Here is a 23,852-nt window from a genome sequence, read left to right on the forward strand (position 1 = left end):
GACCTGATGAGGTATCGCCATGAGTGCCATTCCACTGGGTGTCACGCCCCTGTTGTTCCAAGCGTCCTTCGAACAGATACCGGAGGATGAGGCGCAGACCAGCGCCGAGCTGGTCGAGGCCATGCACAGCATCCTGGAGAAGACCCAGGCGGATTACGGCCACCCGGTGCGCAGCGTGCACGCCAAGGCCCACGGGCTGTTGCTGGGCAGCCTGGAAGTGCTGCCGGGCCTGCCCGTGGAATTGGCCCAGGGCGCCTTCGCCCAACCTGGCACTTACCGGCTGGTAATGCGCCTGTCCACCAACCCGGGGGACATTCTCGATGACAACGTGTCCACGCCGCGCGGCATGGCCATCAAGGTAATTGGGGTGGACGGTGCGCGGCTGCCCGGCAGCGAGGGCGACACCACCCAGGACTTCGTCATGCAGAACGCCAAGGCGTTCACGGCGGCTACCCCCAAGGCGTTTCTGCGTACCTTGAAGCTGCTGGCCAAGACCACCGACAAGATGCCCGGTTTCAAAAAGGCCATGTCAGCGGCGCTGCGAGGCATCGAAAGCACCGTGGAGGCCTTGGGTGGCGAGAGCGGCACCTTGAAAAGCCTGGGCGGCCACCCGCGCACCAACCTGCTCGGCGAAACCTACAACACGGTGGTGCCGCTGCTCTACGGCCCCTACTACGCGAAGTTGAGCGTGGCTCCGGTGTCGCCTGAACTGCAGGCGCTGACCGACCAGCCAGTGGACCTGGACGATAAACCCGACGGCCTGCGCGAGTCAGTGACGCAGTTTTTTGCCAGCCATGACGGCACCTGGGAGGTGCGCGTGCAGTTGGCTACCGACCTGGACAAAATGCCCATCGAGGATGCGTCCAAAGCCTGGCCCGAGGAAGCTAGCCCCTACGTCACCGTGGCGCGCATCCATGTGCCCCGGCAAGTGTCGTGGTCAGCGGAGAACGTCAGCCGCATTGACGAGCGCATGGCGTTCAGCCCCTGGCACGGGTTGGCGGCGCATCGGCCGTTGGGTGGGGTGATGCGCGTGCGCAAGCCGGCCTATGAACATTCCGCCGGGTTCCGCGGGCAGCATCAGGGTTGCCCGATGCAGGAGCCGCGTTCGCTGGATGAGGAGTAATGGTGGGAGTACAAATGTACTCCTTGCTGTGAAAGCGCGACAGTCAGCTTTCGGCGGGTTCCGATGAAGCGGTTTCATCGTTGCCCTGCCGGGGTGCCCCGCGCTGGCCGGCCAGGCGCCATTTCACCTCGGTAATGCCGTAGCGCTCGGCCATGGGCCGGCTGACCTGGCGGGTCTGCTGGCGGCCGAACTTGGGGATGATGCCGACCCCTGCGTCGCAACTGGCCCAGTGCCAGGCCAGGGCGTTGTCCATTTTTTCCAGGCGGATGATGAACGAGGCCGGTTTGCCGTGTAGCAGGTATTCGATGACGTAGAGCTGTGGGTTCATGGGCGCCTCCATCGTGCCATGTGGTTGGGAACACGGCGGGGCGTGGTTGATTCAAAAAAAATGCAGGCAAATGCGATAAATGGCGTGCCTGCGCGGGTTCGCCGGATTCCTGGCGCCGAGGCGCCTACGGGCCTGACCTGTGGGAGCTGGCTTGCCAGCGAGCTGTTGAGGCCTTAAAAGCTCGCTGGCAAGCCAGCTCCCACAAAAGCCCCACGGCGCGGATCAGAACCGAGCCAGGCGGTAGGCGCTCGAAACAGGTGCCTCGCCGCTGGCCAGCGCCGCAACCATCTCTGCCGTCAACGCTGCCTGGGTCAACCCCAGATGCTGGTGCCCGAACGCCAGCAGCACCTTGCCGCCCGCCACCCGGTCGATGACCGGTAGGGAGTCGGGCAACGACGGCCGGAACCCCATCCACTCGGTAGCGCCGCGGGCGTCCAGGTCGTGGCTGAACAGGCCCTGGCTCAGGCGGTGCAGTTGCCGCGCGCGGGCCATCGACGGCGGTGCGTCGAGACCTGCGAATTCCACCGTGCCGGCCAGGCGCAGGCCGCCCTCCATGGGGGTCATGATGAATTTGCGTTCCAGCGAGGTGACGGCGAACGGCAGGCGGTGTTGCTCCGCCGGCAGCATCAGGTGGTAGCCGCGCTCGGTGTCCAGCGGCACCTGCTTGCCGGTGAGCCGCTTGACCAGCGGCGCCGAATGAGCACCACAGGCCAGCAGCACCTGGCGTGCGCCGATCGTGCCCTGCTCAGTGTTCAGCACCACGCCGCCGTCGTGCAGGCGGCCGTCGAGCACGCCGTGCTGCAGGAACTGCACGCCGCAGCTCTTGGCCGCTGCCACCAGTTCGGTGAGCACTTTGTAGGGGTCGATGAAGTGCCCGGTGGCGGGGAAGAACAATCCGCCCTGCAGGCGTTCGCTTAATTGCGGCGCGGCCTGGCGCACGGCGTCGGCGGCCCAGAAGTCCACCGGCACCTGCTGCTGGCGCAGGCGCGCTTGCAGGGCATGCAGGGCGGGGCGGGACGCGGCGCGTTCGAACACCAGCAGCGAGCCGTCCTCCTTCAGCAGTCCGGGGCGCTGCACGCTGGCCAACAAGCGCTGCCAGGCGCCCAGGCTGCCTTCGTTGAGCGCGCGGATGCCGGCCACCGTGCGCTGGAACGGCGCCGGGCGCAGGTTCAGCAGCAGCCGGGTGAACCACGGCAGCGCCCGCGGCAGGTACTTCCAATCCAGGCGCAGCGGGCCCATGGGGTCCATGAGCATGGCCGGCAGGCGCTTGAGAATCGACACGTCGGCGATGGGGAACACCTGCTCGGTGGCCAGGTGCCCGGCGTTGCCGTAGGAAGCGCCATGGCCCGGGGCCTGGCGGTCGATCACCAGCACCCGGCGGCCCTGGCGCGCCAGGGCCAGGGCGCAGGTGACGCCGATGATGCCGGCACCCACCACGGCGACGTCCGCCGTGGTCGGCTCAGCGAAAGGCTGGCTCATGGCTCAAGCCTCCCGCTGGCCGTCGACCAGCCGCCGCAGCTGCAGGTCGTTGGCAGCGCCAAGGGCCACGGGCAGCAGGCTGTCGGGGAAGTCCTGGTAGCACACCGGGCGCAGGAAACGCAGGATGGCCGCGGTGCCCACCGAGGTGCCCCGGGCATCGGAGGTGGCCGGGAACGGCCCGCCGTGCACCATGGCGTCGCAGACTTCGACGCCGGTAGGCCAGCCGTTGACCAGCAGGCGCCCGGCCTTGCGCTCCAGCACCGGCAGTAAGGCGCGGGCCTGGGGCAGGTCGGCGTCGTCCAGGTGCAGGGTGGCCGTCAGTTGGCCTTCCAGGTGTTCGAGCACCTGGCGCACTTGCTGGTCATCGTCGCACTGGACGATCAGCGAGGCGGCGCCGAACACTTCGGCTTGCAGCGCCGGGGCGGCGAGGAAGTCGCTGGCGTCGGCAATGAACAGTTGGGCCTGGCCCTGGTTTGGCCCGGTGGCAGACAGGCCCTGGCCCAGAGTATGCGCCAGCGGGTGGCTGGCCAGCGCCGCGACGCCCTGCTGGTAGGCCTGGCAAATGCCGGGGGTCAGCATGGTCTGCGCCGGGGCGTCCGTGAGCGCCGCCACGGCGGCCGTGGCAAAGCGTTCCAGCGCTGCGCCGCGCTGGCCGATGACCAGCCCGGGGTTGGTGCAGAACTGCCCGGCGCCCTGGGTCAGCGAACCGACGAACGCCTGCGCCAGCGCTTCCCCGCGGGCCTGCAGGGCGGCCGGGAACAACAGCACCGGGTTGATCGAACTCATTTCCGCGTACACCGGAATCGGCTCCGGCCGCGCCTGGGCGGCGGCGCACAGGGCCAGGCCGCCGCTGCGCGAACCGGTGAAGCCGACGGCCTTGATGCGCGGGTCGCTTACCAGTGCGATGCCCACTTCGCGGCCCGAACCGTACAGCAGCGAGAACACCCCCTCCGGCAGCTGGCAGCGCTGCACTGCGCGGGCCACGGCCTGGCCCACCAGTTCGCTGGTGCCGGGGTGGGCGCCGTGGGCCTTGACCACCACCGGGCAGCCGGCGGCCAGGGCCGAGGCGGTGTCGCCACCGGCCACCGAGAAGGCCAGGGGGAAATTGCTGGCGCCGAACACCGCCACCGGGCCCAGGGCGATGTGCCGCTGGCGCAGGTCGGCGCGCGGCAGGGGCTGGCGCTGGGGCAGGGCGGGGTCGATGCGCGCGTCCAGCCATTCGCCGGCCAGCACCACGCGGGCGAAGGTGCGCAGCTGCTGGCAGGTGCGCCCGCGTTCGCCAAGCATACGTGCGCGCGGCAGGCCGGTTTCGGCCACCGCGCGGTCAATCAAGGTGTCGCCCAGGGCTTCGATTTCCTCGGCGATGGCTTGCAGGAAGGCTGCGCGGGCGGCGGGTGTCGTCTCGCGGTAGGCGTCAAAGGCGTTCCACGCCAGGGCGCAGGCCTGGGCCACGTGCTCGCGGTTGCCGCCCGGGTAGCCGGGTTGCAGCGGCTGGTCGGTGGCGGGGTTGATGGCGTAAACCGGGGCGCCGGTGCCGGCGACGGCGTGGCGGCCGATCAGCAGCTTGCCTGTCAGTGTCATGGTGCATCCTTAAAAGGTCACGAGGCCGGGCCCCTGGGCCCGGCGCGGCAAGGGTGTCAGGCCTGGTTCTGCTCGGCCGACCAGGCGGCGTACCACTGGCGGAACAGCGCGTACTGCTGTTCGGCGTAGCGGCGCTGGGCGTCGCTGAGCACGTCGGTGTCGTTGAAGTGCAGGCTGTATTCCAGGTCGCCGTTGAGCACCATCAGGTGCTTGTAGTACAGCACCAGGTCGCAGCCTTCATCGAACGACGACAGCACCGCCAGCGCCGCCTCCAGCTCGCGGGCCAGGCGGCGGGCGCGGGCGTCGCCCTTGGCCGCCTGCTTGCTCAGCGCCACCAGGTGCAGCACCTCGCGCGGCAGGGCGTTGCCGATGCCGGTGATGGCGCCGGTGGCGTTGCAGTTGACGAAGCCGTGCACCACCTGGGTGTCGACGCCCACCATCAGGGTCACGTCGTCATCCTGGGAGGTGATGTTTTCCGCGGCGTAGCGCAGGTCGGCGGCGCCGCCGAATTCCTTGAAGCCGATCAGGTTCGGGTGCTCGCGGCGCAGGTCGAAGAACAGCTCGGCGCGGGTGGCGAAGCCGTAGTAGGGGCTGTTGTAGATCACCGCCGGCAGCTGCGGGGCGGCTTTCAGGATGGCGCTGAAGTGCGCTTTCTGTGCGGCCGGCGAGGCGCCACGCGACAGCACCCGCGGAATTACCATCAGGCCCTGGGCGCCGACCTTGGCGGCATGGGCGGCGTGGGCCACCGCTTCGCGGCTGTTGACCGCGCCGGTGCCGACGATGGTCGGGATGCCGGCGGCCACCAGGCGCGCCACGCCTTCCTGGCGCTGGGCCTCGGTGAGCAGTGGCCAGTCACCCATGGAGCCGCAGTAGACCACGGCGCTCATGCCGGCTTCGATCAGTTGGCGACCCTTGGCCACCAGGGCGTCGAAGTCCGGGGTGCGATCGGCGGTGCACGGGGTCATCAGGGCGGGCATGCAGCCGGTGAAGATGTTGTCGGTCATGGTGCGTTCTCCAGTAGTCAGTTGAGTGCGAAAAAAGTGGGCTCAGATGCCCCAGGCAAACGGGTCTTGCTCGTCGATCAGCAGGGTGCTGTCGGCGGTCATGTAGGCGCGGCCGGTGATGAACGGGCGAATGCGCTCGCCGTCCCATTCGAAACGGCCTTCGAACTGGCTGCCGGTAATGCTCGCCTGCACCCAGCGCTCGCCCTCGGCCAGCTTGCCGTCGGCGGCCAGGCACGCCAGCTTGGCGCTGGTGCCGGTGCCGCATGGGGAGCGGTCGTAGGCCTTGCCGGGGCACATCACGAAGTTGCGGCTGTTGGCGTGCGGGTCGGCGGCGAACAGCTCCACGTGGTCGACCAGCGCGCCGCCTTCGCCGTGGATGCCCTGGGCTTCCAGGGCCTTGAGCAGCGCCCAGGTGAAGGCGGTGAGGGCCTCGACGTTGGCCAGTTCCAGCACCTGGTCATGCTCGGCCACCAGGAAGAACCAGTTGCCGCCCCAGGCGATGTCGCCGTGCACCAGGCCATGGCCGGGCACCTGCACCGGCACGCGCTGGCGGTAGCGGTACGACGGCACGTTGCCGACGGTGACGGCGCCGTCGGCGTGCAGCGTGGCGCTGACCTGGCCCACCGGCGTGTCGATGCGGTGCTCGCCGGGGCCGATCAGCCCCAGGTGCTGCAGGGACGCCACCAGGCCGATGGTGCCGTGGCCGCACATGTTCAGGTAGCCGCTGTTGTTGAAGAAGATCACCCCGCAGGTGGCGTCGGCCGACACCGGCGGGCAGTACAGGGCGCCCACCAGCACGTCGTTGCCGCGTGGCTCCAGCAGGCAGGCGCGGCGCCAGTGGTCATGCAGCTCGCGCAGTTCGTCGCGCTGGCCGGCGAGGGTGCTGGCGGTCAGCGCCGGGAAGCCTTGCATCACCAGCCGCGTGGGTTCGCCGCCGGTGTGGGAATCGATCACGTGTACCTGTTTCATGGGTGCGTCCAGGTTGAATTAACGGGTGGTGGCGTGGGGCAGGTGCGCCGGTTGCGCGCGGCCGGCGTGCTCCACCGCCTCGCTTTCGGCGTCGTCCGCGTCCAGGCGCACCAGGTGGGCCGGCACCCCGGTGGCGGCGCCCCAGTAGTAGATGACCAGCGCGCTGGCGGCCACGGCCAGGGTGTCGTAAGGGTGGCCAAGCACGCCCAGGCCGCCGAAGCTGCCCAGCCAGGAGAGCAGGATGGTCACGGCGTAGAAGCCGATCAGCCAGGCCGAGGAACGCACTTGCTGGCCGATGCTCAAATGGTCGGTAGGCACCAGGCGCTGGCACAGCAGGTACACCACGAACATCACGATTTGCAGGCCCAGCAGCCAGGACACGGTGCCCCAGCCCGACCAGTAGACGATCAGCGCAGCGACAATGAACGACACCGGGCCCAGCAGCGCGAAGCCTCTCACCCGGAACGGCCGGGGCATGTCGGGGGCGTTGCGGCGCAGGGCGGCCACCGAGATCGGCGCGATGGCGTAGCTCAGCACCAGGGCGGCGGACACCACGTTGATCAGCGCTTCCCAGGAGGGGAACGGCAGGGTCCAGAACAGCGACAGGCCGAAGGTCAGCCACAGCGCCGGGCGCGGGATGCCGGATTTCTCGTCGATGCGAGTGAAGACCTTGAAGAAGGTGCCGGTGCGCGCCCAGCCGTAGATCACCCGCGGCGTGGCGTTCATGTAGATGTTGCCGCAGCCGCTGGGCGAGATCACCGCGTCGGCCACCACCAGGTACGCCAGCCAGCCCACGCCCAGGGCCAGGGCGATGTCACGGTAGGGCAGCGAGAAGGCCTTGCTGATGCCGGCCCAGCCCTGGCTGAGCATCTCGGTGGGAATGCCGCCCAGGAACGCCACCTGCAACAGCACGTAGATGCCGGTGGACAGCAGCACCGAGAGGATCAGCGCGATGGGAATGGTGCGTTGCGGGTTGCGCACCTCGCTGGCCACCGAGATGATCGGCGTCAGGCCCAGGTAGGCGAAGATGATGCCGCCGGCCGACACCGCCATTTCCACGCCGGACAGGCCGAACGGGGCGAAGCCGTGCACGGTGAAGTTGGCCGGTTTGAAGAAGGTGAACAGCACGCCGATCACCAGCAGCGGCACGATGAATTTGAACAGACTGATGAAGTTGTTGGCCTTGGCGAAGGTCTTGACGCTGTAGTAGTTCAGCGCGAAGAACAGGCACAGCAGGGCGAACTGCAGCAGCCAGCCCAGCAACGTCGGATTGCCGGTGCCCGGTTGGCTCAGCGCCGGCAGCCACGCCGCGGCGTACTGGCGGGCGGCGACCACCTCAATGGCCACCAGGCTGGAAAACGCGATCAGCGTGATAAAGCCCATCAGGTAGCCCAGCAGCGGGCCGTGGGAGAACACCGGGTAGCGCACCACGCCGCCGGCGCGGGGCAGGGCGGCGCCCAGCTCGCAGTAGACGATGCCCAGCAGCAGCACCGCGAAGCCGCCCAGCATCCACGAGAAAATACCCGCGGGGCCGGCGATGGTGGAGACGTGACTGGCTGCGAACAGCCAGCCGGAACCGAAAATGGCACCCAGCCCGATGAAGGTCAGGTCCATCAATGAGAGTTGTTTCTTGAACTTGCCTGTGCCGGACATGGCGTCGCCTTCTTGTGTGTTATTGGTCGGCAGGAGTGGATGTCGCCTTGCAGTTGTTATTGTTGGGCGGCGCCGCCTGGGCGCTTCCCGTGGGCTCTACAGTGAACCTTGCGGCGCCGCTTTACTTGATGCTTTTCGCCAGCGACGATGACGAAATCGGCACAATTGGCAGAATGGTTTCAGCCGCTGGACAGCGCTCGCCCAGTGCGGCAAGCTGGCCGGCCGCAGCGCTGCCATGGCGGTGCGTGCCGCCGTGAGGAGCCTGGTCCATGACCCTGGATGCACTGACGCTGCTGGGCCAGGGGCACGCCCTGGAACGCCCGCAAACACTGGATGAAATGCTCGCCGGCATGGCGCCCCTGCTGCCCATGCTCGACGTGATTCCCAACGCGGTGGTCTTCATCAAGGACCCCCAGGCGCGCTACCGCCTGGCCAACCGCACCCTGCTGCAGCGCTGTGGTTTCAAGCGCCTGCAGCCGCTGCTGGGCAAGACCAGCGCCCAGGTGTTCCCCGCACAATTGGGCCCCGGCTACACCGAGCAGGACCGCCGCGTGCTGGAGGAAGGGCTGGTGCTGGAGGACCAGCTGGAGCTGCACCTGTACGGCAGCCGCGAGCCGGGCTGGTGCCTGACCCACAAGCAGCCCATCTACAACCGCGACGGCGCCATCATCGGCCTGGCCGGCATCTCCGTGGACCTGCAGACCGCCAGCGCCAGCCACCCGGCGTACCAGCGCCTGGCGGCAGTGGACGAGTACATTCGCGGGCACTTCCAGGGCCCCATCAGCATGGCCGAGCTGACCCGCATTGCCGGGATCTCGGTGGCGCAGCTGGAGCGCTACTGCAAGCGCGTGTTCCACCTCACGCCGCGGCAGATGATCCACAAGGTGCGCCTGGAGCACGCCCATCGGCTGCTGCACAGCGAACTGCCGATCACCGAGGTGGCGATGCAGTGCGGCTACACCGACCACAGTGCGTTCAGCCGCCAGTTCAAGACGCTGACCGGGTTTACCCCGCGGCAGTATCGGCAGGCAACGGTTGCGCGGGGTGGCAGCGGGTTTTGACGCGGCCTGGCGGCCGCTGCTACAAGGGTGGTTTATTTCAAGGGAATGGTCATGACGTCAGGACAATGCCTGTGCGGCACCGTGCGCTTCAGCCTGGAAGCGGCGCCGCGAACCTTCTACCGCTGCCACTGCAGCTTGTGCCGCCGGCAGACGGGCGTGGGGCATAACCTCGCTACCGTGGTGAAGGCCGCCGACTTCCATTGGCACGCCGGCGCAAGCGCCATCAGCACCTGGCAGAAGGCAACCGGCTACCGCAACGACTTCTGCGGCCAGTGCGGCGCCACCGTGCCCAACCCCCTGCGCGGCGAGCCGTATGTGTGGGTACCGCTGGGCCTGCTGGACGGCCCGCTGGACGCCGAGTGCGTGGGCGACTACTGCACCGACGACGCCATGCCCTGGGACCAGCAACGCTGCGCCAGCCACCACGCCGCCGCCCCCGAAACCCTCGACGCCCTGATCCAAGCCCTGGCAATATCCCCGTAGCAGCAACTGTCTTTGTGGGAGCTGACTTGCCAGCGAGTTTTTAGGGCCTCAACAGCTCGCTGGCAAGCCAGCTCCCACAACAACGGCCGCGTCAGGGGGCATGCCCCCCCCCACACATCCGTTCCAGGAGGGAACCATGACCGCACCCACGTTCGATAGCCCCATCCCCATCCTGCGCAGCTTCGATGAAGCCAAGGCCCGCGAGTTCTACCTCGATTTCCTCGGCTTCAGCGTCGAGTTCGAGCACCGTTTCGAGCCTGGCCTGCCGCTGTACCTGGGCATTCGCCGCGGCGCGCTGCAACTGCACCTGTCAGAACACCACGGCGATGCCTGCCCGGGGGCGACGGTGTTTATTCCGATGCACAACATAGAACAGCTGCGCGATGAGCTGCTGGCCAGGCGCTACGGCAATGCGCGGCCCGGTATCGTGCAGCAGGACTGGGGGCAGGTGCTGGAAGTGTACGACCCGTTCGGCAACCGTCTGCGGTTCTGCCAGATGTGAGGGTGGTGGGGCGGGACGCGGCCTGGCGGCCGTTGTTATGGGGTATCTGGGAAATATTTTGAAACATTTATGACGGCCGCCAGTCCACTGCACACACCTGCCAAAGACGCCCCCATGAAAACACCCAGACCCTCCGCGCGCCTCGCCCCCCTCACCGAACTTCGCAACCTGAAAATGGCCCGTTCTGCCCACGCCTACGTGCGCGGCAGCACGGTGCAGTTCTACCAGTGGCTGCACAGCCAGCCGGGCAAGCGCCTGCCCAGCGGGCCGGCGGTGTGGATCTGCGGCGACTGCCACGCCGGCAACCTGGGCCCCACGGGCGACCTCAAGGGCAAGATCGACATCCACATCCGTGACCTCGACCAGACCGTGATCGGCAACCCGGCCCACGACCTGGTGCGCCTGGCGCTGTCGTTGGCCACCGCCGCGCGCGGCTCCGACCTGCCCGGCGTGGCCACCGCGAAAATGCTCGAGGAGATGATGCGCGGCTACGAGCTGGCGTTCGAAACCAACGTCGACGAAGACCCGCCACGCCCGGCCCAGGTCAAGGCCGGCATGCGCAGCGCCGTGCAGCGCACCTGGAAGCACCTGGCCCAGGAGCGCATCGAGGACACCCGCCCAACCATCCCCCAAGGCAAGCACTTCTGGCCACTGGCCAAGGACGAGCGCGCCGCGTTGAAGAAACTCTGCGCCAGTGACGACATCCACGCGCTGGTGACCTCGCTCAAAGGCCGCTCCAAAGATGACCGCGTCGAGCTGCTGGACTCCGCCTATTGGGTCAAGGGCTGCAGCTCCCTGGGCCTGCAGCGCTACGCAGCGTTGCTGAGCGTGGGCGATGACGACGACCCCGACTACTGCCTGATCGACATCAAGCAGGCCGTGGGCGCTGCCGCGCCGCGCGCCGCCCGCGCGTCCATGCCACGGGACAACGGCCAGCGCGTGGTGGAGGGCGCCCGCCACCTGTCACCGGGCCTGGGCAACCGCATGCTGGCCACGCGCATGCTCGACAACGGCTTCTTCATCCGCGAACTGCTGCCCCAGGACATGAAACTGGAGCTGGACCAACTCACCCAGGTCGAGGCCATGCGCGTAGCGGCCTACCTGGCGCGGGTGGTGGGCCTGGCCCACGCCCGGCAGATGGACCTGGCCACCCGCGCCGGCTGGATCAAGGACCTGCAACTGAACCGCTCGCGCACCCTGGATGCGCCGTCGTGGCTGTGGAAGAGCGTGGTGCAGCTGGTGGCCAGCCATGAAATGGGCTACCTGGAGCATTGCCGGCGTTATGCGCTGGAGGAGGCCAAGCGGGCGAAGGCCGGCAAGTAGCGAGCGGGGTTCAGCGGCTCGGGCATGCGCCCTCGGGTTGGGCCATGACGGCGGGACGCTGGCCCATCATCAGCAGTGCCACCAGCAGGGCCACGGCGGCGATGGCCGTGGCGATCAAGCCCAAGGCTTCCAACCCCAGGTGCCGAATCCCCAGCCCGCCCAAAATAGCCCCCAGGCCAATGCCTGCGTTGGCCGCCGAAATGTTCAGCGAAGCCGCCAGTGCCTGGGCGCGGGCGCCAGCCTGCATCACCCGCACCTGGCACACCGGGAACAGCGCGGTGTAGCCGATGCCCCAGGCGACCAGCGCGACGATCAGCCAGGCGTGGTGCCCGGCGGCCGGGACCACGGCGAGCATGCCGGCGCCCATGACCAGCAGGAACAGCACCATGGCCCCCAGCGGCTTGCGGTCCACCAGCTGGCCGCCCCAATGGTTGCCCAGCATGCCCACGGCGCCGAAGCCCATCAGCCACCAGCCGACCTGGCTGGCGGGTACGCTGGCCACGCGTTCAAGGATGTCGGCCAGGTAGGTGTAGGCGGTGAACATGGCCGTGAAGGCCAGCACCGACAGCAGCACGTGAGCCAGGAAGCGCGGCTGGCGCAGGATGGCAGTCTGTTTCTCGCCGTCGGCGGGCTTGGGTGAGGTGGGCAGGGTGGGCATGGCCAGGTGCATCAGCGCGGCGATCACCAGCGACACCGCCGCCAGCGCCCAGAACGTGCCGCGCCAGCCCAGGGTGTCGGCGGCCACGGTGCCCAGCGGCACGCCAAACACCAGGGCCGCGGAGATGCCCATGTACACTTTGGACACCGCCTTGCCGGCGTTGCCCGGCCCCGCCAGTTGCCCGGCGGTTTCGCTGGCGGTGCCCCAGAACACCGGCAAGGCCAAGGCGGGGATGAAGCGCGCCAGGGCCATGATCCAGATATTGCTGGCCAACGCGGCCAGCACATTGGAGGCGGCGAACACCAGCAAAATCGCGGTGAACAGGCGCTTGCGCTCCACCTGCGCCAGGCGCGCGGTGAGCAGCGGGCCGAACAGCATCACGGTGAAGGCGAATAGCGTCACCAGTTGGCCGGCCACGGCGATGGACACGTCGAGGTCGCGGGCCAGCGCCGGCAACAGGCCGACGATGAGGAACTCGGTGGTGACGATGATGAACGCCGCCACGGTCATGATCAGGATTTGCAGGGCTGAATGGGCGGACGGCGTGGCCTGGGCCACGGTTGAGGACGGCATGACACTTAACTCCAGAAAGGTTTTGCCGTAGCCTATTAGAGAATTGATGGCCTATTTGCGCCGTTTTTTACCAACTGTCTTGAACCCAGTTCAACAATGGAGCGGCGATGTTTTCCTCGGAACGGCTCAAGGGCATCGACGTGTTCGTCAGCGTGGCAGACTTGGGCAGCTTCACGGCGGCCGCCGAGCGCCTGCACCTGAGCATTTCGGCGGTGAGCAAGAGCATCGCCCGCCTCGAGGCGCGGCTGGGCGCACGGCTGTTCAACCGCACCACCCGGCGCATGGCGCTGACCGAGGCCGGGCAGACCTTCTACCGCACCTGCACGGCGGTGCTCTGCGACCTGGAGCAGGTGGAGCTGGCGCTGGGTGCCGAGCAGGGCGAGCCCCATGGCCACCTGCGCATCGACCTGCCGGCGTCCTATGGGCGCCTTCACGTGCTGCCGCTGATCCTCGATTTCGTCAAGCAGCACCCGCGGTTGCTGCCCCATGTGTCGTTCTCCGACCGCTTCGTCGACCCGGTGCAGGACGGCATCGACATCGTCGTGCGCATCGGTGGCGCCGACGCCTGGCCGGCGGCGCTGGCGCACCGCTACATCGGCGCCCAGCGCATGATCTTCTGCGCCGCGCCCGCGTACCTGGCGCGCCAGGGCGTGCCGCAATCGGCCGATGACCTGGACCACCACCACTGCGTGGGCTATGGCCAGAACGATGGGCTGGTGGGGCCGTGGTACTTCAAGGGGCGCCAACCGGGGGAGATGGAGCGGCGCATCATGCACCCGCACATTGCCGTGGGCGATGGCGAAGGCGAGGTAATGGCAGCGCTGGCGGGGCTGGGCATCGCCCAGTTGCCGACCTGGCTGGTGGCGACGCACGTGGCGAGCGGGGCGCTGGTGGAGGTGTTGCCGGACCTGGCCACCGATGGCCAGCCGATGAACCTGGTGTGGTTGCGCAGCCGTGAGAGCCTGCCCAAGGTGAGTGTGTTGGTGGATTACCTGGGTGAGCGGTTGACCTCGGTGGGGGTTAACCGGCCTGTGGGAGCTGGCTTGCCAGCGAGCTTCTAGGGCCTCAACAGCTCGCTGGCAAGCCAGCTCCCACGTTGCCGATCAACCACTCGCGAAACGCCACCAGCGCCGGCAGCGCGCGGTTGCGCGGCGGGTACACCAGGTAATAGCTGCGCGCGCTGGCGTAGGGCAGGGCAGGGCTGAGCAGCTCGCCGCTGGCCAGCTCCTCGGTGATCAGCACCCGTGGCACCAGGCCGATGCCGATGTCGGCGCGCACCGCCTGCACCAGGTGCGAGGTCAGCTCGAAGCTGGCCCCCAGGCGCATGCCCTGGTGCGCCAGGCCATGGTGGGCGAACCACTCGCCCCAGGCGCTGGGGTTGTTGACCACGCTGAGCAGCACCTGCTGGCCGAGGGCCGCCGGGGTCCACTCGGCGCGGGTGGCCGCCAGGGTTGGCGACAGCACCACCATCAATTCCTCGGCGTACAGGCGGTGGCAGACCAGCCCGGGCTGGTCGCCGGTGGCGACGACGATGGCGGCGTCGATACCGCTGGTCTCGAAGTCCACGGTCTCGATGCGCGAGTTGATGTGCACCATGATGTCCGGGTGCTGGCGGTAAAAGTCATGCAGGCGCGGCAGCAGCCATTTCGAGCCGAAGGTGGGCAGGGTGGCCAGGCGCAGGCTGCCGCTGCCGGTCTGGTGCGCCATGGCGTGCAGGGTGGCGCTGCGCACCCGGCCCAGGGCTTCGCTGATCTCGCGCTGGTACAGCCGGCCCACCTCGGTGAGCCTTACCGCACGGCCCTCGCGGCGGAACAGCGTCACCCCCAGTTGCTGCTCCAGGGCCTGCACCTGGCGGGTCACCGCGCTCTGGGTCAGGGACAGTTCCTCGGCGGCGCGGGTGTAGCTTTCATGGCGCGCCGCCGCCTCGAAGGCCAGCAACACCGACATGGACGGGGTGAGGTTGCGGTAATTCATTCGTAAAAGTCATCAATGCAGGTGCGAATATCGGTTTGTGCCGAACGCCGGGCTCCGGGATCATTGGCATCATCCACTACCTGGCCGCTGATAACCAGCACGCCCAGGGTAGTATCCATGATTATCCTGACATAAAGACGAGGCCATCCCCGATGATCGCCCAACTGACCGGCACCGCACCGGCCACCCTGTACCCCGAGTTCCTCGATGCCCTGCGCAGCGCCGGCTTCAAGGGCCAGCTGAGCACCGACTACGCCACCCGCACGGTGCTGGCCACCGACAACTCCATCTACCAGCGCCTGCCCCAGGCGGCGGTGTTCCCGGCCGATGCCGAGGACGTGGCGCGCGTTGCCACGCTGATGGCCCAGCCGCGCTTCCAGGGCGTCAAGCTCACCCCCCGTGGTGGCGGCACCGGCACCAACGGCCAGTCGCTGACCGATGGCATCGTCGTCGACCTGTCGCGGCACATGAACAACATCCTCGAGATCAACGTCGAGGAGCGCTGGGTGCGCGTGCAGGCGGGGGTGGTCAAGGACCAGCTCAACGCCGCGCTCAAGCCCCACGGGCTGTTCTTCGCCCCGGAGCTGTCCACCTCCAACCGCGCCACCGTGGGCGGCATGATCAACACCGACGCCAGCGGCCAGGGCAGCTGCACCTACGGCAAGACCCGCGACCACGTGCTGGAACTGCACAGCGTGCTGCTGGGCGGCCAGCGCCTGCACACCTACCCGCTGAGCGACGATGAACTGGAGCAGGCCTGCGCCGTGCCCGGCCGTGCCGGCGAGGTGTACCGCGCCGCGCGCACCATCCAGGAAACCCAGGGCGAGCTGATCGAGCGCACCTTCCCGCCGCTCAACCGCTGCCTGACCGGCTACGACCTGGCGCACCTGCGCGACGAGCAGGGGCGCTTCAACCTCAGCAGCGTGCTGTGCGGCGCCGAGGGCTCGCTGGGCTACCTGGTGGAAGCCAAGCTCAACGTGCTGCCGATCCCCACCTACCAGGTGGTGGTCAACGTGCGCTACCCAACCTTCATGGACGCCCTGCGTGACGCCAATGCGCTGCTCGAGCACACGCCGATCTCCATCGAGACGGTGGACTCCAAGGTGCTGTTGCTGGCCATGAAGGACATCATCTGGCACGCCGTGGCCGAGTACTTCCCGGCCGACCCGGCCCGCCCGACCCTGGGCATCAACCTGGTGGAATTCGCCGGCGACGACCCGGCCGAGGTCAACGCCCGCGTGGCGGCCTTCGTCGAGCACCTGCAGGCGGACAAGAGCATCGAGCGCCTGGGCCACACCCTGGCCGAAGGCGCGGCGGCGGTGAACCGCGTGTACACCATGCGCAAGCGCTCGGTGGGCCTGCTGGGCAACGTCGACGGCGAGGCACGGCCGCAGCCGTTCGTGGAAGACACCGCGGTGCCGCCGGAAAAACTGGCCGACTACATCGCCGACTTCCGCGCGCTGCTGGACAGCCATGGCCTGGCCTATGGCATGTTCGGCCACGTCGACGCCGGCGTGCTGCACGTGCGGCCTATCCTCGACATGAAGGACCAAGCCCAGGCCGCGCTGGTCAAGCCGATCTCCGACGCGGTGGCGGCGCTGACCCAGAGCTACGGTGGCCTGCTGTGGGGCGAGCACGGCAAGGGCCTGCGCTCGGAATACGTGCCGGCCTACTTCGGCGAACTGTACCCGTCGCTGCAACAGCTCAAGGGCGCGTTCGACCCGCACAACCAGCTCAACCCCGGCAAGATCTGCACCCCGCCGGACAGCGCCGAAGGCCTGATCAAGGTCGACGAAGCGCCGCTGCGTGGCGACTACGACCGCCAGATCGACGAGCGTGTGTGGCAGGACTACGGCACGGCGATGCACTGCAACGGCAACGGCGCCTGCTACAACTTCGACCCCGACGACGCCATGTGCCCGTCGTGGAAAGCCACCCGCGAACGCCAGCATTCGCCCAAGGGCCGTGCCTCGCTGATTCGCGAATGGCTGCGCCTGCAGGGCGCGGCGGACATCGACGTGCTGGCGGCGGCGCGCAACCAGGTGTCGTGGCTCAAGGGCCTGCCCACGCGGCTGCGCAACAATCTGGCGCGCCGTCGTGGCCAGGCCGATTTCTCCCACGAGGTGTACGACGCCATGGCCGGCTGCCTGGCGTGCAAGTCCTGCGCGGGGCAGTGCCCGGTGAAGGTCAACGTGCCCGAGTTCCGCTCGCGCTTCCTCGAGCTGTACCACGGCCGCTACCAGCGCCCGCTGCGTGACTACCTGATCGGCTCGCTGGAGTTCACCCTGCCGTACCTGGCCCACGCACCCGGGCTGTATAACGCGGTGATGGGCTCGGCGCTGATCGGCCGGCTGCTCAAGGGCCAGGCCGGCATGGTCGACAGCCCGCTGATCAGCCGCTACAACCTGCAGGCCACCCTGACCCGTTGCAAGGTGCGCGTGGCCACGTTGCCGGCCCTGGCCGAGCTGACCCCGGCCCAGCGCGAGCGCAGCGTGGTGCTGGTGCAGGACGCCTTCACCCGCTACTTCGAGACGCCGCTGCTGGCCGCGTTCATCGAGCTGGCGCACCGCCTGGGCTACCGGGTGTTCCTGGCGCCCTACAGCGCCAACGGCAAGCCGCTGCACGTGCAGGGCTTCCTCGGTGCGTTCGCCAAGGCCGCCATCCGCAACGCCCGCCAACTCAAGGCCGTGGCCGACTGCGGCGTGCGCCTGGTGGGCCTGGACCCGGCCATGACCCTGGTGTACCGCCAGGAATACCTCAAGGTGCCGGGCCTGGGCGAGTGCCCGACCGTGGCCTTGCCCCAGGAATGGCTGATGGACGTGCTGCCCGAGCAGGCCGCCAGCGCCACCGGCAATTACCGCCTGATGGCCCACTGCACCGAGAAGACCAACGTGCCGGCCAGCACCCGCCAGTGGGAGCAGGTGTTCGCGCGCCTGGGCCTGAAACTGGCCACCGAGGCCACCGGCTGCTGCGGCATGTCCGGCACCTACGGCCACGAGGCGCGCAACCAGGACACCTCGCGGACCATCTTCGAGCAGTCCTGGGCCGGCAAGCTGGACAAGCAGGGCGAAGCCCTGGCCACCGGCTACTCGTGCCGCAGCCAGGTCAAGCGCATGGCCGACCGCGAACTGCGCCACCCGCTGGAAGTGGTCCTGCAAACCCTGCTGTAACCCCCCGTAGCAGCTGCCGAAGGCTGCGTCCCAGGCCACCAAGGTGCCCAGGACGCCGCCTATCGGCCGCGGCTACAGTTTTTTGTAAGGTTGTCGATACAAGGAGGTAACTCACTGGTACACGGAGGCGCAGGATGCGCATCAACCTATATACCCAGCAGTCGGTTTCCACCCTGGCAGCGTCTGCCGCTGCGCAATCCACCACGGTGCTGAGCACCGCGCGCAGCGCCGGGCAGACGGCCCAGCAGGCCACCGTCAACCTGAGCATCGACGCGATCACGCGTAGCCAGGCAGCCAATCTCTACAACCGCTATTTCCCGGTGCGCGAAGGTTTCAGTGCCGATGCTCTGGGGCTGGGCACCGCGCTGCCCCAGGCGACTTCAAGCTCAACGGGCCTGTCCGGTGACGCGATAGGCGTGGATGCGCGCAAGCGCATGGACGCCGTGTACGCGGCGATGGAAGCGTCGGGCAACCCCTATTCAATCGACAGCTATGAAGGCCAGGACACCAACACCCTGTTCGGCAGCCTGGACCGCCGCTCGCTGTCGGCCGTGGCGAACAACCAGGGCGGCTTGTTCTCGTCCCAGGAGCAAATGCTGGCCAAGTCGGTGATGGACCAACAGCAATCGCTGGCTTCCGGACTGTACTCGGGGCCGATTCGCCTGGAGTCGACGTTCAAGTCAGTCACCGACAGCAACGTCTCCCAGGTGCTGGCCGCCAGCTTCCTCGACAACGCCAGCGACGAAGAAAAAGCCACGTCCAATTGGCAGGCCGCGCGCGCACGTGTTCTGCCCGCAGCGCCCACCCACACCCAGGACACCGTCGCCGACGCACTGGCCAAGGTGCTCGTGGCAACGGGCCTGGGTTCGCGGTGAAAGGTTCAAGTCTGCAGATCTCAGTAAAAACAACCTCACAAGAGCGTCGTTCACAGGCACATGGAGGCGCAGGATGCGCATCAATCTGTATACCCAGCAGTCGATCACCCAGCTTGCCGCCAGCAAGGCCGCACAATCCACCACGGTGATCAGCACCGTGCTGCAGCCTGGCCGGCAGCCGAAAGATGCCACGGTCACCCTCAGCATCGACGCGGTTACCCAAAGCCAGGCCGCCAGCCTATACGGTGCTTTCTTCACTGGCCGTGAAGGCTTCAACACCGACGCCCTGGCCTTGGGCGCAGTATTGCCCCAGGCCACTTCCAGCTCTACCGGGCTGTCCGACGACCAGGTCAGCCAGGACGCTCGCCAGCGAATGGATGCCGTATATGCGGCGATGGCCACCACCAGCAACCCGTTCTCCAATACCGACCAGGACCGCAACAGCCTGTTCGGTAGCCTGGACCGCCGTTCATTGCTGGCGGTGGCGCAGAACGAGGGGGGCTTGTTCTCGGATCAAGAGCAGGCTTCGGCCTACAGCTTGATGGGCCAACAACAGGCCCTGGCCACCGGCCAGGTCACCGGGCCCCAGGCCGATGCCCTGGGTTTGAAGCGTGTGGAGGATTACAACCAGATACTGACGCTGACGGCGTCGTTCCTCGACAACGTCAGCGACGCGGAAAAGGCCACCTCGGAATGGAAACTGGCCCGCGCCAGGTCCGCCGGCGTATCGCCCACCACCACCAAGGACAGCACCGACGACGCATTGGCGAAATTGATGATCTCCATGGGCTTGCGCTAACTACGCTCCGTACGGCCGCCATGCAGGCGGCGCCCTGTAGCAGCGGCCACGGGCCGCGTCCGGCCCACGCGGTGACAGGTGCGGTATGCGCATCATTCCGCGTAGCCGCTGCCGCCCGGCTGCGCTGGCCCCTGCGTGCGCTGAAGATCTCCAGTGTGAAAAGCCGCAGCCTGTAGCAGCGGCCACGGGCCGCTTCCGGCCCGCGCGGTGCCTGGGACGCGGCCTGCGGCCGCTGCTACGGGTGCGGTGTGCGCAGCATTCCGCGTAGCCGCTGCCGTCCTTGCAGGCCGGCGGAAATGGCGTAGGCCCAGTCCGCACCCGGGGTAATCACGAACAGGATCGACACCGCCCAGAAGGCGATAAACAGTCCCCAGGTAGTCGAGGCCCAGCGCCTGTTCGGCGAACCGGACTACCTGCTGCACGTCATCACCCAGGACCTGCCGGCGTTCCAGCGTCTTTGCGATGAGCGCCTGTCGACCTTGCCCAACGTTCAACTGCTGACCTCCACGCTGGTGATGAAGCGGGTGGTGCAGGACCGGCCCCTGGCTCTTTGACAGGTGCGCCGATCCTGACCCTGACTCCGTCATTTGCATGACAAACCGTGCTCCAGGCCGTGTTACAACAGCGCGACTACTCCGCACGGAATGCCCTTGATGTCTGCACCCGCCCAACGCCCCGGCCCGCGCTTCGGCCTGTTCTGCCTTGCCAGCTTCCTGCTGTCCATCGCCTATGGCAGCACGTTCCTGCTGTCGTTGCTGGTGGCCAGCCACGGCGGCAGCGAGCGCGATGCCGGGCAGGTGTTTGCCGTGGCCATGGTCAGCACCTTGCTGGCGGTGCTGGTGTCCGGGCATGTGATGCAGCGCTTGGGCGCCGGGCGTTCGGTGGCGTTGGGCGCCGGCTGCCTGGTGCTGGCCTCGCTGGGCTTTGCCCTGGTGCCGGGGCTGGGCCTGGCGCTGCTGGGTTGCGGGCTGCTGCTGGGGGTTGGTTGGGGGCTGTTCTACACCCTGGGGCCGATCATGGTCGCGGCCATGGTCGAGCCGGCCCGGCGCACCCACTGCTTCGCGTTGCTGTCGGGCAGCATGCTCACCGGCATCGGCAGCGGCCCCCTGGCCGGCAAGCTGGCCAGCCTGTATGGCTTGCCGGTGCAGAGTGCGTTCCTGCTGGCCGCCGCGTGCGCGATGGTGGGTGGGGCGTATTTCTGGCGGCTTGGCAGCGGCGCGCAGGGCTCGGGCGAGCCGGTGCAGATCAGCCTGGCCAGCGCCGCCCAGGTGCTGCGCTCGCGCGCCGCGCTGGCGATTCTGATGGTGGGCCTGGGCGGGGCGATCTTTGGCGGCATGGGCAGTTTCCAGACCAGCTACGCCGCCAGCCTGGGCCTGGATTATTCGCTGTTCTTCATCGGCTTCATGGGCGCGGCGATCGGCTGCCGCTTGCTGATTGCCGGCTGGGTGGTGAAGCGCAACCCGCTGGCGGCCTCCGCTGTGCTGACCACGCTGATGCTGGTGGCGGTGTTCGGTTTCTCCAGCTGGGTGCACGGCAGCCTCAGCTACCTGCTCACCGCCGCGCTGCTGGGGGTCGGCTATGGCCTGAACTACTCGGTGATCAACGGCCTGGCTGCCAACCAGGCGCCACCCCGGCTCACGGCCCAGGCGCTGCTGTTGTTCAGCCTGGCGTATTTCATCGGCGTGTTCGGCTTTCCCTTCGTGATGGGCAAGGTCATCAGTGCGGCGGGGGTGCATGGGATGCTGGTGAGTGTCGGCAGCATCACGGTGCTGGTCTGGGTGTTGGCGGTGGCGCGAGCCAGTGCAGCCGGGCGGCAGCGGCTGCGGGCCGGGTTCACGCCGGCGCGTGGAAACGAATCTCCTCCAGGCTGACGCCGCCGCGGCGCAAGGTGCGCAGGCTGTCCGGCTGCGCCGTCCAGCCCATGCGTTGGTAGAATTCGATGGCCCGCGTATTGGCCGCCAGCACCCACAGGGTGGACTGCTGGTAACCCTGGTCGGCCAGCCAGCGCACGCCAGCCTCCCACAGCCCACGGCCCAGCCCTTCACGCCAATGCTCTGCCAGCAGGTAGATCGCCATGATTTCGCCAGTGGCCCTCTTGTCCGCATCCTCATCTCGGCTGCCGCCTGCTGAAAGCCAGCCAACGACCTCGCCGTCGATTTCGGCAACGAAGACTTGTGCGTCCCCCTGGGTGATGGCCCCTGCCCAATACGTCTCGCGCTGGGGCAGGCTCTGGTCCAACGACGCAAGGTAGGCGGCCGGCATCAACGACGCATAGGCCGCCTGCCAACTGCGTACGTGCACATGGGCAATGGCGGGGGCATCCGTGGGCAGTGCAGGGCGGATCATCACAACCTCCTTGGGGCGTCATGTCCGGCCATTGTGCACTAGGCTGATACCTGTGCTGCAACCCATTGGTTGGTCCAGGACCGGAGGAGACGAAAATGCGCGTCATGGTATTGGTCAAGGCTACTGAAGAGAGCGAAACAGGCACGCTGCCCAGCACCGAGCTGATGGAGGCGATGGGCAAATTCAACGACGAACTGGTGAAGGCGGGGCTGCTGCAGGCTGCCGATGGCCTGAAGCCGTCGTCCCAGGGCAAGCGCGTGGCGTTCGATGGCACCAAGCGCACCGTCAGCGATGGCCCGTTTGCCCACACCCGCGAGCTGGTCGCGGGGTTCTGGATCTGGGACGTGAAGGACATGGACGAGGCGGTGGCGTGGGTGAAACGCTGCCCCAACCCCATGCCCGGGCCGAGCGAAATCGAAATCCGGCCGTTCTATGAGATGTCGGATTTCGAATGACGCCTGTGGGAGCGGGTTCTACCCGCGAAGAAGAACAACGCGTATAGCCAGACGTTCCGCTGCGTCCTTTTCGTGGGCAGAGCCCACTCCCACAAAACCGGCAGCTGCTACGGGTGCAGGCGTTTCTGGAAGAAGTGGCGGGTGTGGGTGGGCGGGTAGTCGTCGATGTGGCCGAACTCGGTGTAGCCGTGACGCTGGTAGAACGCCGGGGCCTGGAAGCTGAAGGTGTCCAGCCAGATGCCCACGCAGTCCTTGGCCCGCGCGTGCGCCTCGGCCATTTCCATCAGGCGTGAGCCGGTGCCCTGGCCACGGGTCTGTTCGGGCACCACCAGCAGCTCGATGAACATCCAACGGTAGAACAGCTTGCCGTACAGGCCGCCGATGATCGCGTCGGTCTGCTCGTCGCGCACCAGCAGCGCGAAGGTCTCCGGCACCGTGCTGCCGGCGTTGGCGATGTTGAATGCGCGCAGCGGCTGGAGGATGGCGTTGCGCTCGGCTTCGCCGGGGTTGGTGTCCAGTTCGATGCGCACGTTCATTGGCCGGCCCTCACGGTGATCATTCCTTGCAGGTATTGCACGGCATGGCCGGCCACGAACACGCGGCCGTCCGCCACGCGGCAGTCCAGCTCGCCCTGGCGTTGCAAGCCTTGCAGCGCTTGCAGGTGCGACTTGCCCAGGCGCTTGGCCCAGAACGGTGCCAGCCCCGCGTGGATGGAACCGGTGACCGAGTCTTCCTCGCCGCCGTTGGCCGGCCAGAAATAGCGCGAGTGGAAGTCGTGGGCAACGCCCGGCGCGGTGACCACCACATCGCGTGGGGCCAGGGTTTTCAGCAGGTCGGAACGCGTGACCACGGCCTCCACCTGCGCCGCGTTGTCGTACACCGCAAAGTATGCCTGGCGGCTGATCCAGTATTCACTGGGGGCAATCGACAGCCCTTCGACCAGGGCCGCAGGCACCTCGGAAAGCGGCGTGGGCGCAAGTTCGGGGAAGCTCAGTTCGAGCTTGCCATCCGGCAGGCGGCGCACCGGAATATCGCCGACGGCCTTGGCCCAGAAGGTCAGGGTTTCCGGGGCGCCAAGCTGGTTGAACAGCACGAAGGCGCTGGCCAGGGTGGCGTGGCCGCAGAAGTCGATTTCGGTGAACGGCGAGAACCAGCGAATCTCATAATGGCCACGCGCGTTACGCACGAAAAATGCGGTTTCCGCCAGGGCGTTTTCAATGGCGATGGCTTGCATGACCTCGTCGGGCAGCCAGGCGTCCAGGGGCACCACGGCGGCAGGGTTGCCGGCGAAGAGGCGGGAGGTAAAGGCGTCGATCTGGTAGAGGGGGAGTTGCATGGGCTAAGTCCTTGCCGATTCGTGCACGCACGTTAACAACCCCACGCACCGCCCAGAAGTGACAGATCGCGATTATTTCCACGATACAGTGCCCGTAGCAGCTGCCGCCAGGCTGCGTCCTCCAGTCACCACCGCAGCGGGGCCCGACGCGGCCGGGCGG

The 23,852-nt window shown here is 67.6% G+C and carries 22 protein-coding genes and 3 pseudogenes; 12 read left to right on the plus strand and 13 right to left on the minus strand.

Annotated features, from left to right (window positions below; all coding sequences use genetic code 11):
• Window positions 1-19: 19 nt before the first annotated feature.
• Window positions 20-1,123, plus strand: a complete 1,104-nt coding sequence (locus tag RAM80_RS29440; protein ID WP_416423889.1) for a catalase family protein — start codon at window positions 20-22, stop codon at window positions 1,121-1,123.
• 43 nt (window positions 1,124-1,166) lie between these two features.
• Here the strand turns inward: RAM80_RS29440 and RAM80_RS29445 are convergent, their stop codons facing one another.
• From RAM80_RS29445 to RAM80_RS29470, 6 genes are all read right to left on the minus strand, one after another.
• Entirely contained in the window at window positions 1,167-1,451 is a 285-nt protein-coding gene (locus tag RAM80_RS29445; protein WP_416423890.1) for a DUF6555 family protein, read from the minus strand.
• Window positions 1,452-1,673: 222 nt separating this feature from the next.
• Window positions 1,674-2,930, minus strand: a complete 1,257-nt coding sequence (locus RAM80_RS29450; RefSeq protein ID WP_416423891.1) for an NAD(P)/FAD-dependent oxidoreductase — start codon at window positions 2,928-2,930, stop codon at window positions 1,674-1,676.
• 3 nt (window positions 2,931-2,933) lie between these two features.
• Window positions 2,934-4,511 carry an aldehyde dehydrogenase (NADP(+)) gene (locus tag RAM80_RS29455; protein WP_416423892.1) on the minus strand — a complete coding sequence of 526 codons (1,578 nt, stop codon included), beginning with the start codon at window positions 4,509-4,511 and terminating at the stop codon, window positions 2,934-2,936.
• Window positions 4,512-4,567: 56 nt separating this feature from the next.
• On the minus strand, window positions 4,568-5,515 hold the full coding sequence (locus tag RAM80_RS29460; protein WP_416423893.1) for a dihydrodipicolinate synthase family protein: 948 nt from the start codon (window positions 5,513-5,515) through the stop codon (window positions 4,568-4,570).
• A 42-nt stretch (window positions 5,516-5,557) separates the two neighbouring features.
• Window positions 5,558-6,484 carry a 4-hydroxyproline epimerase gene (locus RAM80_RS29465; RefSeq protein WP_416423894.1) on the minus strand — a complete coding sequence of 309 codons (927 nt, stop codon included), beginning with the start codon at window positions 6,482-6,484 and terminating at the stop codon, window positions 5,558-5,560.
• An 18-nt stretch (window positions 6,485-6,502) separates the two neighbouring features.
• The gene (locus RAM80_RS29470; protein ID WP_416423895.1) at window positions 6,503-8,137 is read right to left on the minus strand and encodes an APC family permease; all 1,635 of its coding nucleotides are present in this window, start codon (window positions 8,135-8,137) and stop codon (window positions 6,503-6,505) included.
• A 269-nt stretch (window positions 8,138-8,406) separates the two neighbouring features.
• Between RAM80_RS29470 and RAM80_RS29475 the strand changes: the two genes are divergently transcribed.
• From RAM80_RS29475 to RAM80_RS29490, 4 genes and pseudogenes are all read left to right on the plus strand, one after another.
• On the plus strand, window positions 8,407-9,198 hold the full coding sequence (locus tag RAM80_RS29475; RefSeq protein WP_416423896.1) for a helix-turn-helix domain-containing protein: 792 nt from the start codon (window positions 8,407-8,409) through the stop codon (window positions 9,196-9,198).
• A gap of 51 nt (window positions 9,199-9,249) precedes the next feature.
• A complete protein-coding gene (locus RAM80_RS29480) occupies window positions 9,250-9,681 on the plus strand; it encodes a GFA family protein (RefSeq protein ID WP_416423897.1) in 432 nt (143 codons plus the stop codon).
• A 124-nt stretch (window positions 9,682-9,805) separates the two neighbouring features.
• Window positions 9,806-10,183 (plus strand): annotated as a pseudogene (locus RAM80_RS29485) (glyoxalase superfamily protein); the annotation flags it as partial.
• 114 nt (window positions 10,184-10,297) lie between these two features.
• Window positions 10,298-11,506: a DUF2252 domain-containing protein gene (locus RAM80_RS29490; protein ID WP_416423898.1), complete on the plus strand. Its 1,209-nt coding sequence runs from the start codon at window positions 10,298-10,300 to the stop codon at window positions 11,504-11,506.
• A gap of 10 nt (window positions 11,507-11,516) precedes the next feature.
• On the opposite strand, the gene RAM80_RS29495 is transcribed toward RAM80_RS29490, so the two are convergent.
• Complete coding sequence (locus RAM80_RS29495) at window positions 11,517-12,737, minus strand: MFS transporter (protein WP_416423899.1); 1,221 nt, start codon at window positions 12,735-12,737, stop codon at window positions 11,517-11,519.
• A 107-nt stretch (window positions 12,738-12,844) separates the two neighbouring features.
• On the opposite strand from RAM80_RS29495, the gene RAM80_RS29500 reads away from it, so the two are divergent.
• On the plus strand, window positions 12,845-13,798 hold the full coding sequence (locus tag RAM80_RS29500; protein WP_416423900.1) for a LysR family transcriptional regulator: 954 nt from the start codon (window positions 12,845-12,847) through the stop codon (window positions 13,796-13,798).
• Window positions 13,799-13,802: 4 nt separating this feature from the next.
• Here RAM80_RS29500 and RAM80_RS29505 read toward each other — a convergent pair whose 3' ends face one another.
• A complete protein-coding gene (locus RAM80_RS29505; protein ID WP_416423901.1) occupies window positions 13,803-14,711 on the minus strand; it encodes a LysR substrate-binding domain-containing protein in 909 nt (302 codons plus the stop codon).
• Window positions 14,708-14,830 (minus strand): hypothetical protein, encoded by a 123-nt coding sequence (locus tag RAM80_RS29510; RefSeq protein WP_416423902.1) that lies wholly within the window; start codon window positions 14,828-14,830, stop codon window positions 14,708-14,710. The genes RAM80_RS29505 and RAM80_RS29510 overlap by 4 nt, the downstream gene beginning before the upstream one ends.
• 33 nt (window positions 14,831-14,863) lie before the next feature.
• Here RAM80_RS29510 and RAM80_RS29515 point away from each other — a divergent pair, with 33 nt between their 5' ends.
• The 3 genes from RAM80_RS29515 (at window position 14,864) to RAM80_RS29525 (ending at window position 19,555) form a co-directional block, all read left to right on the plus strand.
• Window positions 14,864-17,881 carry an FAD-binding and (Fe-S)-binding domain-containing protein gene (locus RAM80_RS29515; RefSeq protein ID WP_416423903.1) on the plus strand — a complete coding sequence of 1,006 codons (3,018 nt, stop codon included), beginning with the start codon at window positions 14,864-14,866 and terminating at the stop codon, window positions 17,879-17,881.
• A gap of 134 nt (window positions 17,882-18,015) precedes the next feature.
• A complete protein-coding gene (locus tag RAM80_RS29520) occupies window positions 18,016-18,756 on the plus strand; it encodes a hypothetical protein (protein WP_416423904.1) in 741 nt (246 codons plus the stop codon).
• A 73-nt stretch (window positions 18,757-18,829) separates the two neighbouring features.
• Window positions 18,830-19,555, plus strand: coding sequence for a hypothetical protein (locus tag RAM80_RS29525; protein ID WP_416423905.1), 726 nt, complete (start codon window positions 18,830-18,832; stop codon window positions 19,553-19,555).
• A 274-nt stretch (window positions 19,556-19,829) separates the two neighbouring features.
• Here the strand turns inward: RAM80_RS29525 and RAM80_RS29530 are convergent.
• Window positions 19,830-19,922, minus strand: a pseudogene (locus tag RAM80_RS29530) (LysE family translocator); the annotation flags it as partial.
• 1 nt (window position 19,923) lies between these two features.
• Here RAM80_RS29530 and RAM80_RS29535 point away from each other — a divergent pair.
• Window positions 19,924-20,109: pseudogene (locus RAM80_RS29535) on the plus strand (Lrp/AsnC ligand binding domain-containing protein); the annotation flags it as partial.
• Between the two features lie 90 nt (window positions 20,110-20,199).
• Complete coding sequence (locus RAM80_RS29540; RefSeq protein ID WP_416423906.1) at window positions 20,200-21,426, plus strand: MFS transporter; 1,227 nt, start codon at window positions 20,200-20,202, stop codon at window positions 21,424-21,426.
• On the opposite strand, the gene RAM80_RS29545 is transcribed toward RAM80_RS29540, so the two are convergent.
• Window positions 21,389-21,901 carry a GNAT family N-acetyltransferase gene (locus RAM80_RS29545; protein WP_416423907.1) on the minus strand — a complete coding sequence of 171 codons (513 nt, stop codon included), beginning with the start codon at window positions 21,899-21,901 and terminating at the stop codon, window positions 21,389-21,391. The genes RAM80_RS29540 and RAM80_RS29545 overlap by 38 nt on opposite strands.
• A gap of 95 nt (window positions 21,902-21,996) precedes the next feature.
• Here RAM80_RS29545 and RAM80_RS29550 point away from each other — a divergent pair, with 95 nt between their 5' ends.
• On the plus strand, window positions 21,997-22,356 hold the full coding sequence (locus RAM80_RS29550) for a YciI family protein (protein ID WP_416423908.1): 360 nt from the start codon (window positions 21,997-21,999) through the stop codon (window positions 22,354-22,356).
• 107 nt (window positions 22,357-22,463) lie between these two features.
• Here RAM80_RS29550 and RAM80_RS29555 read toward each other — a convergent pair whose 3' ends face one another.
• Window positions 22,464-22,892 (minus strand): GNAT family N-acetyltransferase, encoded by a 429-nt coding sequence (locus RAM80_RS29555; protein ID WP_416423909.1) that lies wholly within the window; start codon window positions 22,890-22,892, stop codon window positions 22,464-22,466.
• The gene (locus RAM80_RS29560) at window positions 22,889-23,692 is read right to left on the minus strand and encodes a PhzF family phenazine biosynthesis protein (protein WP_416423910.1); all 804 of its coding nucleotides are present in this window, start codon (window positions 23,690-23,692) and stop codon (window positions 22,889-22,891) included. Before RAM80_RS29560 ends, RAM80_RS29555 begins: the two co-directional genes overlap by 4 nt.
• Window positions 23,693-23,852 lie beyond the last annotated feature (160 nt).

The sequence above is a fragment of the Pseudomonas sp. App30 genome (genome assembly GCF_047947025.1).
GTDB lineage: Bacteria > Pseudomonadota > Gammaproteobacteria > Pseudomonadales > Pseudomonadaceae > Aquipseudomonas.

Excerpts from the sequence above, each read along its gene's own strand:
- RAM80_RS29550 (WP_416423908.1), top strand. The coding sequence starts at position 21,997 with ATGCGCGTCATGGTATTGGTCAAGGCTACTGAAGAGAGCGAAACAGGC.
- RAM80_RS29555 (WP_416423909.1), bottom strand. The coding sequence starts at position 22,892 with ATGAACGTGCGCATCGAACTGGACACCAACCCCGGCGAAGCCGAGCGC.
- RAM80_RS29480 (WP_416423897.1), top strand. The coding sequence starts at position 9,250 with ATGACGTCAGGACAATGCCTGTGCGGCACCGTGCGCTTCAGCCTGGAA.
- RAM80_RS29470 (WP_416423895.1), bottom strand. The coding sequence starts at position 8,137 with ATGTCCGGCACAGGCAAGTTCAAGAAACAACTCTCATTGATGGACCTG.
- RAM80_RS29495 (WP_416423899.1), bottom strand. The coding sequence starts at position 12,737 with ATGCCGTCCTCAACCGTGGCCCAGGCCACGCCGTCCGCCCATTCAGCC.
- RAM80_RS29490 (WP_416423898.1), top strand. The coding sequence starts at position 10,298 with ATGAAAACACCCAGACCCTCCGCGCGCCTCGCCCCCCTCACCGAACTT.
- RAM80_RS29545 (WP_416423907.1), bottom strand. The coding sequence starts at position 21,901 with ATGATCCGCCCTGCACTGCCCACGGATGCCCCCGCCATTGCCCATGTG.
- RAM80_RS29510 (WP_416423902.1), bottom strand. The coding sequence starts at position 14,830 with ATGGATACTACCCTGGGCGTGCTGGTTATCAGCGGCCAGGTAGTGGAT.
- RAM80_RS29525 (WP_416423905.1), top strand. The coding sequence starts at position 18,830 with ATGCGCATCAATCTGTATACCCAGCAGTCGATCACCCAGCTTGCCGCC.
- RAM80_RS29465 (WP_416423894.1), bottom strand. The coding sequence starts at position 6,484 with ATGAAACAGGTACACGTGATCGATTCCCACACCGGCGGCGAACCCACG.
- RAM80_RS29560 (WP_416423910.1), bottom strand. The coding sequence starts at position 23,692 with ATGCAACTCCCCCTCTACCAGATCGACGCCTTTACCTCCCGCCTCTTC.
- RAM80_RS29460 (WP_416423893.1), bottom strand. The coding sequence starts at position 5,515 with ATGACCGACAACATCTTCACCGGCTGCATGCCCGCCCTGATGACCCCG.
- RAM80_RS29440 (WP_416423889.1), top strand. The coding sequence starts at position 20 with ATGAGTGCCATTCCACTGGGTGTCACGCCCCTGTTGTTCCAAGCGTCC.
- RAM80_RS29520 (WP_416423904.1), top strand. The coding sequence starts at position 18,016 with ATGCGCATCAACCTATATACCCAGCAGTCGGTTTCCACCCTGGCAGCG.
- RAM80_RS29445 (WP_416423890.1), bottom strand. The coding sequence starts at position 1,451 with ATGAACCCACAGCTCTACGTCATCGAATACCTGCTACACGGCAAACCG.
- RAM80_RS29540 (WP_416423906.1), top strand. The coding sequence starts at position 20,200 with ATGCCCTTGATGTCTGCACCCGCCCAACGCCCCGGCCCGCGCTTCGGC.
- RAM80_RS29475 (WP_416423896.1), top strand. The coding sequence starts at position 8,407 with ATGACCCTGGATGCACTGACGCTGCTGGGCCAGGGGCACGCCCTGGAA.
- RAM80_RS29500 (WP_416423900.1), top strand. The coding sequence starts at position 12,845 with ATGTTTTCCTCGGAACGGCTCAAGGGCATCGACGTGTTCGTCAGCGTG.
- RAM80_RS29450 (WP_416423891.1), bottom strand. The coding sequence starts at position 2,930 with ATGAGCCAGCCTTTCGCTGAGCCGACCACGGCGGACGTCGCCGTGGTG.
- RAM80_RS29515 (WP_416423903.1), top strand. The coding sequence starts at position 14,864 with ATGATCGCCCAACTGACCGGCACCGCACCGGCCACCCTGTACCCCGAG.
- RAM80_RS29455 (WP_416423892.1), bottom strand. The coding sequence starts at position 4,511 with ATGACACTGACAGGCAAGCTGCTGATCGGCCGCCACGCCGTCGCCGGC.
- RAM80_RS29505 (WP_416423901.1), bottom strand. The coding sequence starts at position 14,711 with ATGAATTACCGCAACCTCACCCCGTCCATGTCGGTGTTGCTGGCCTTC.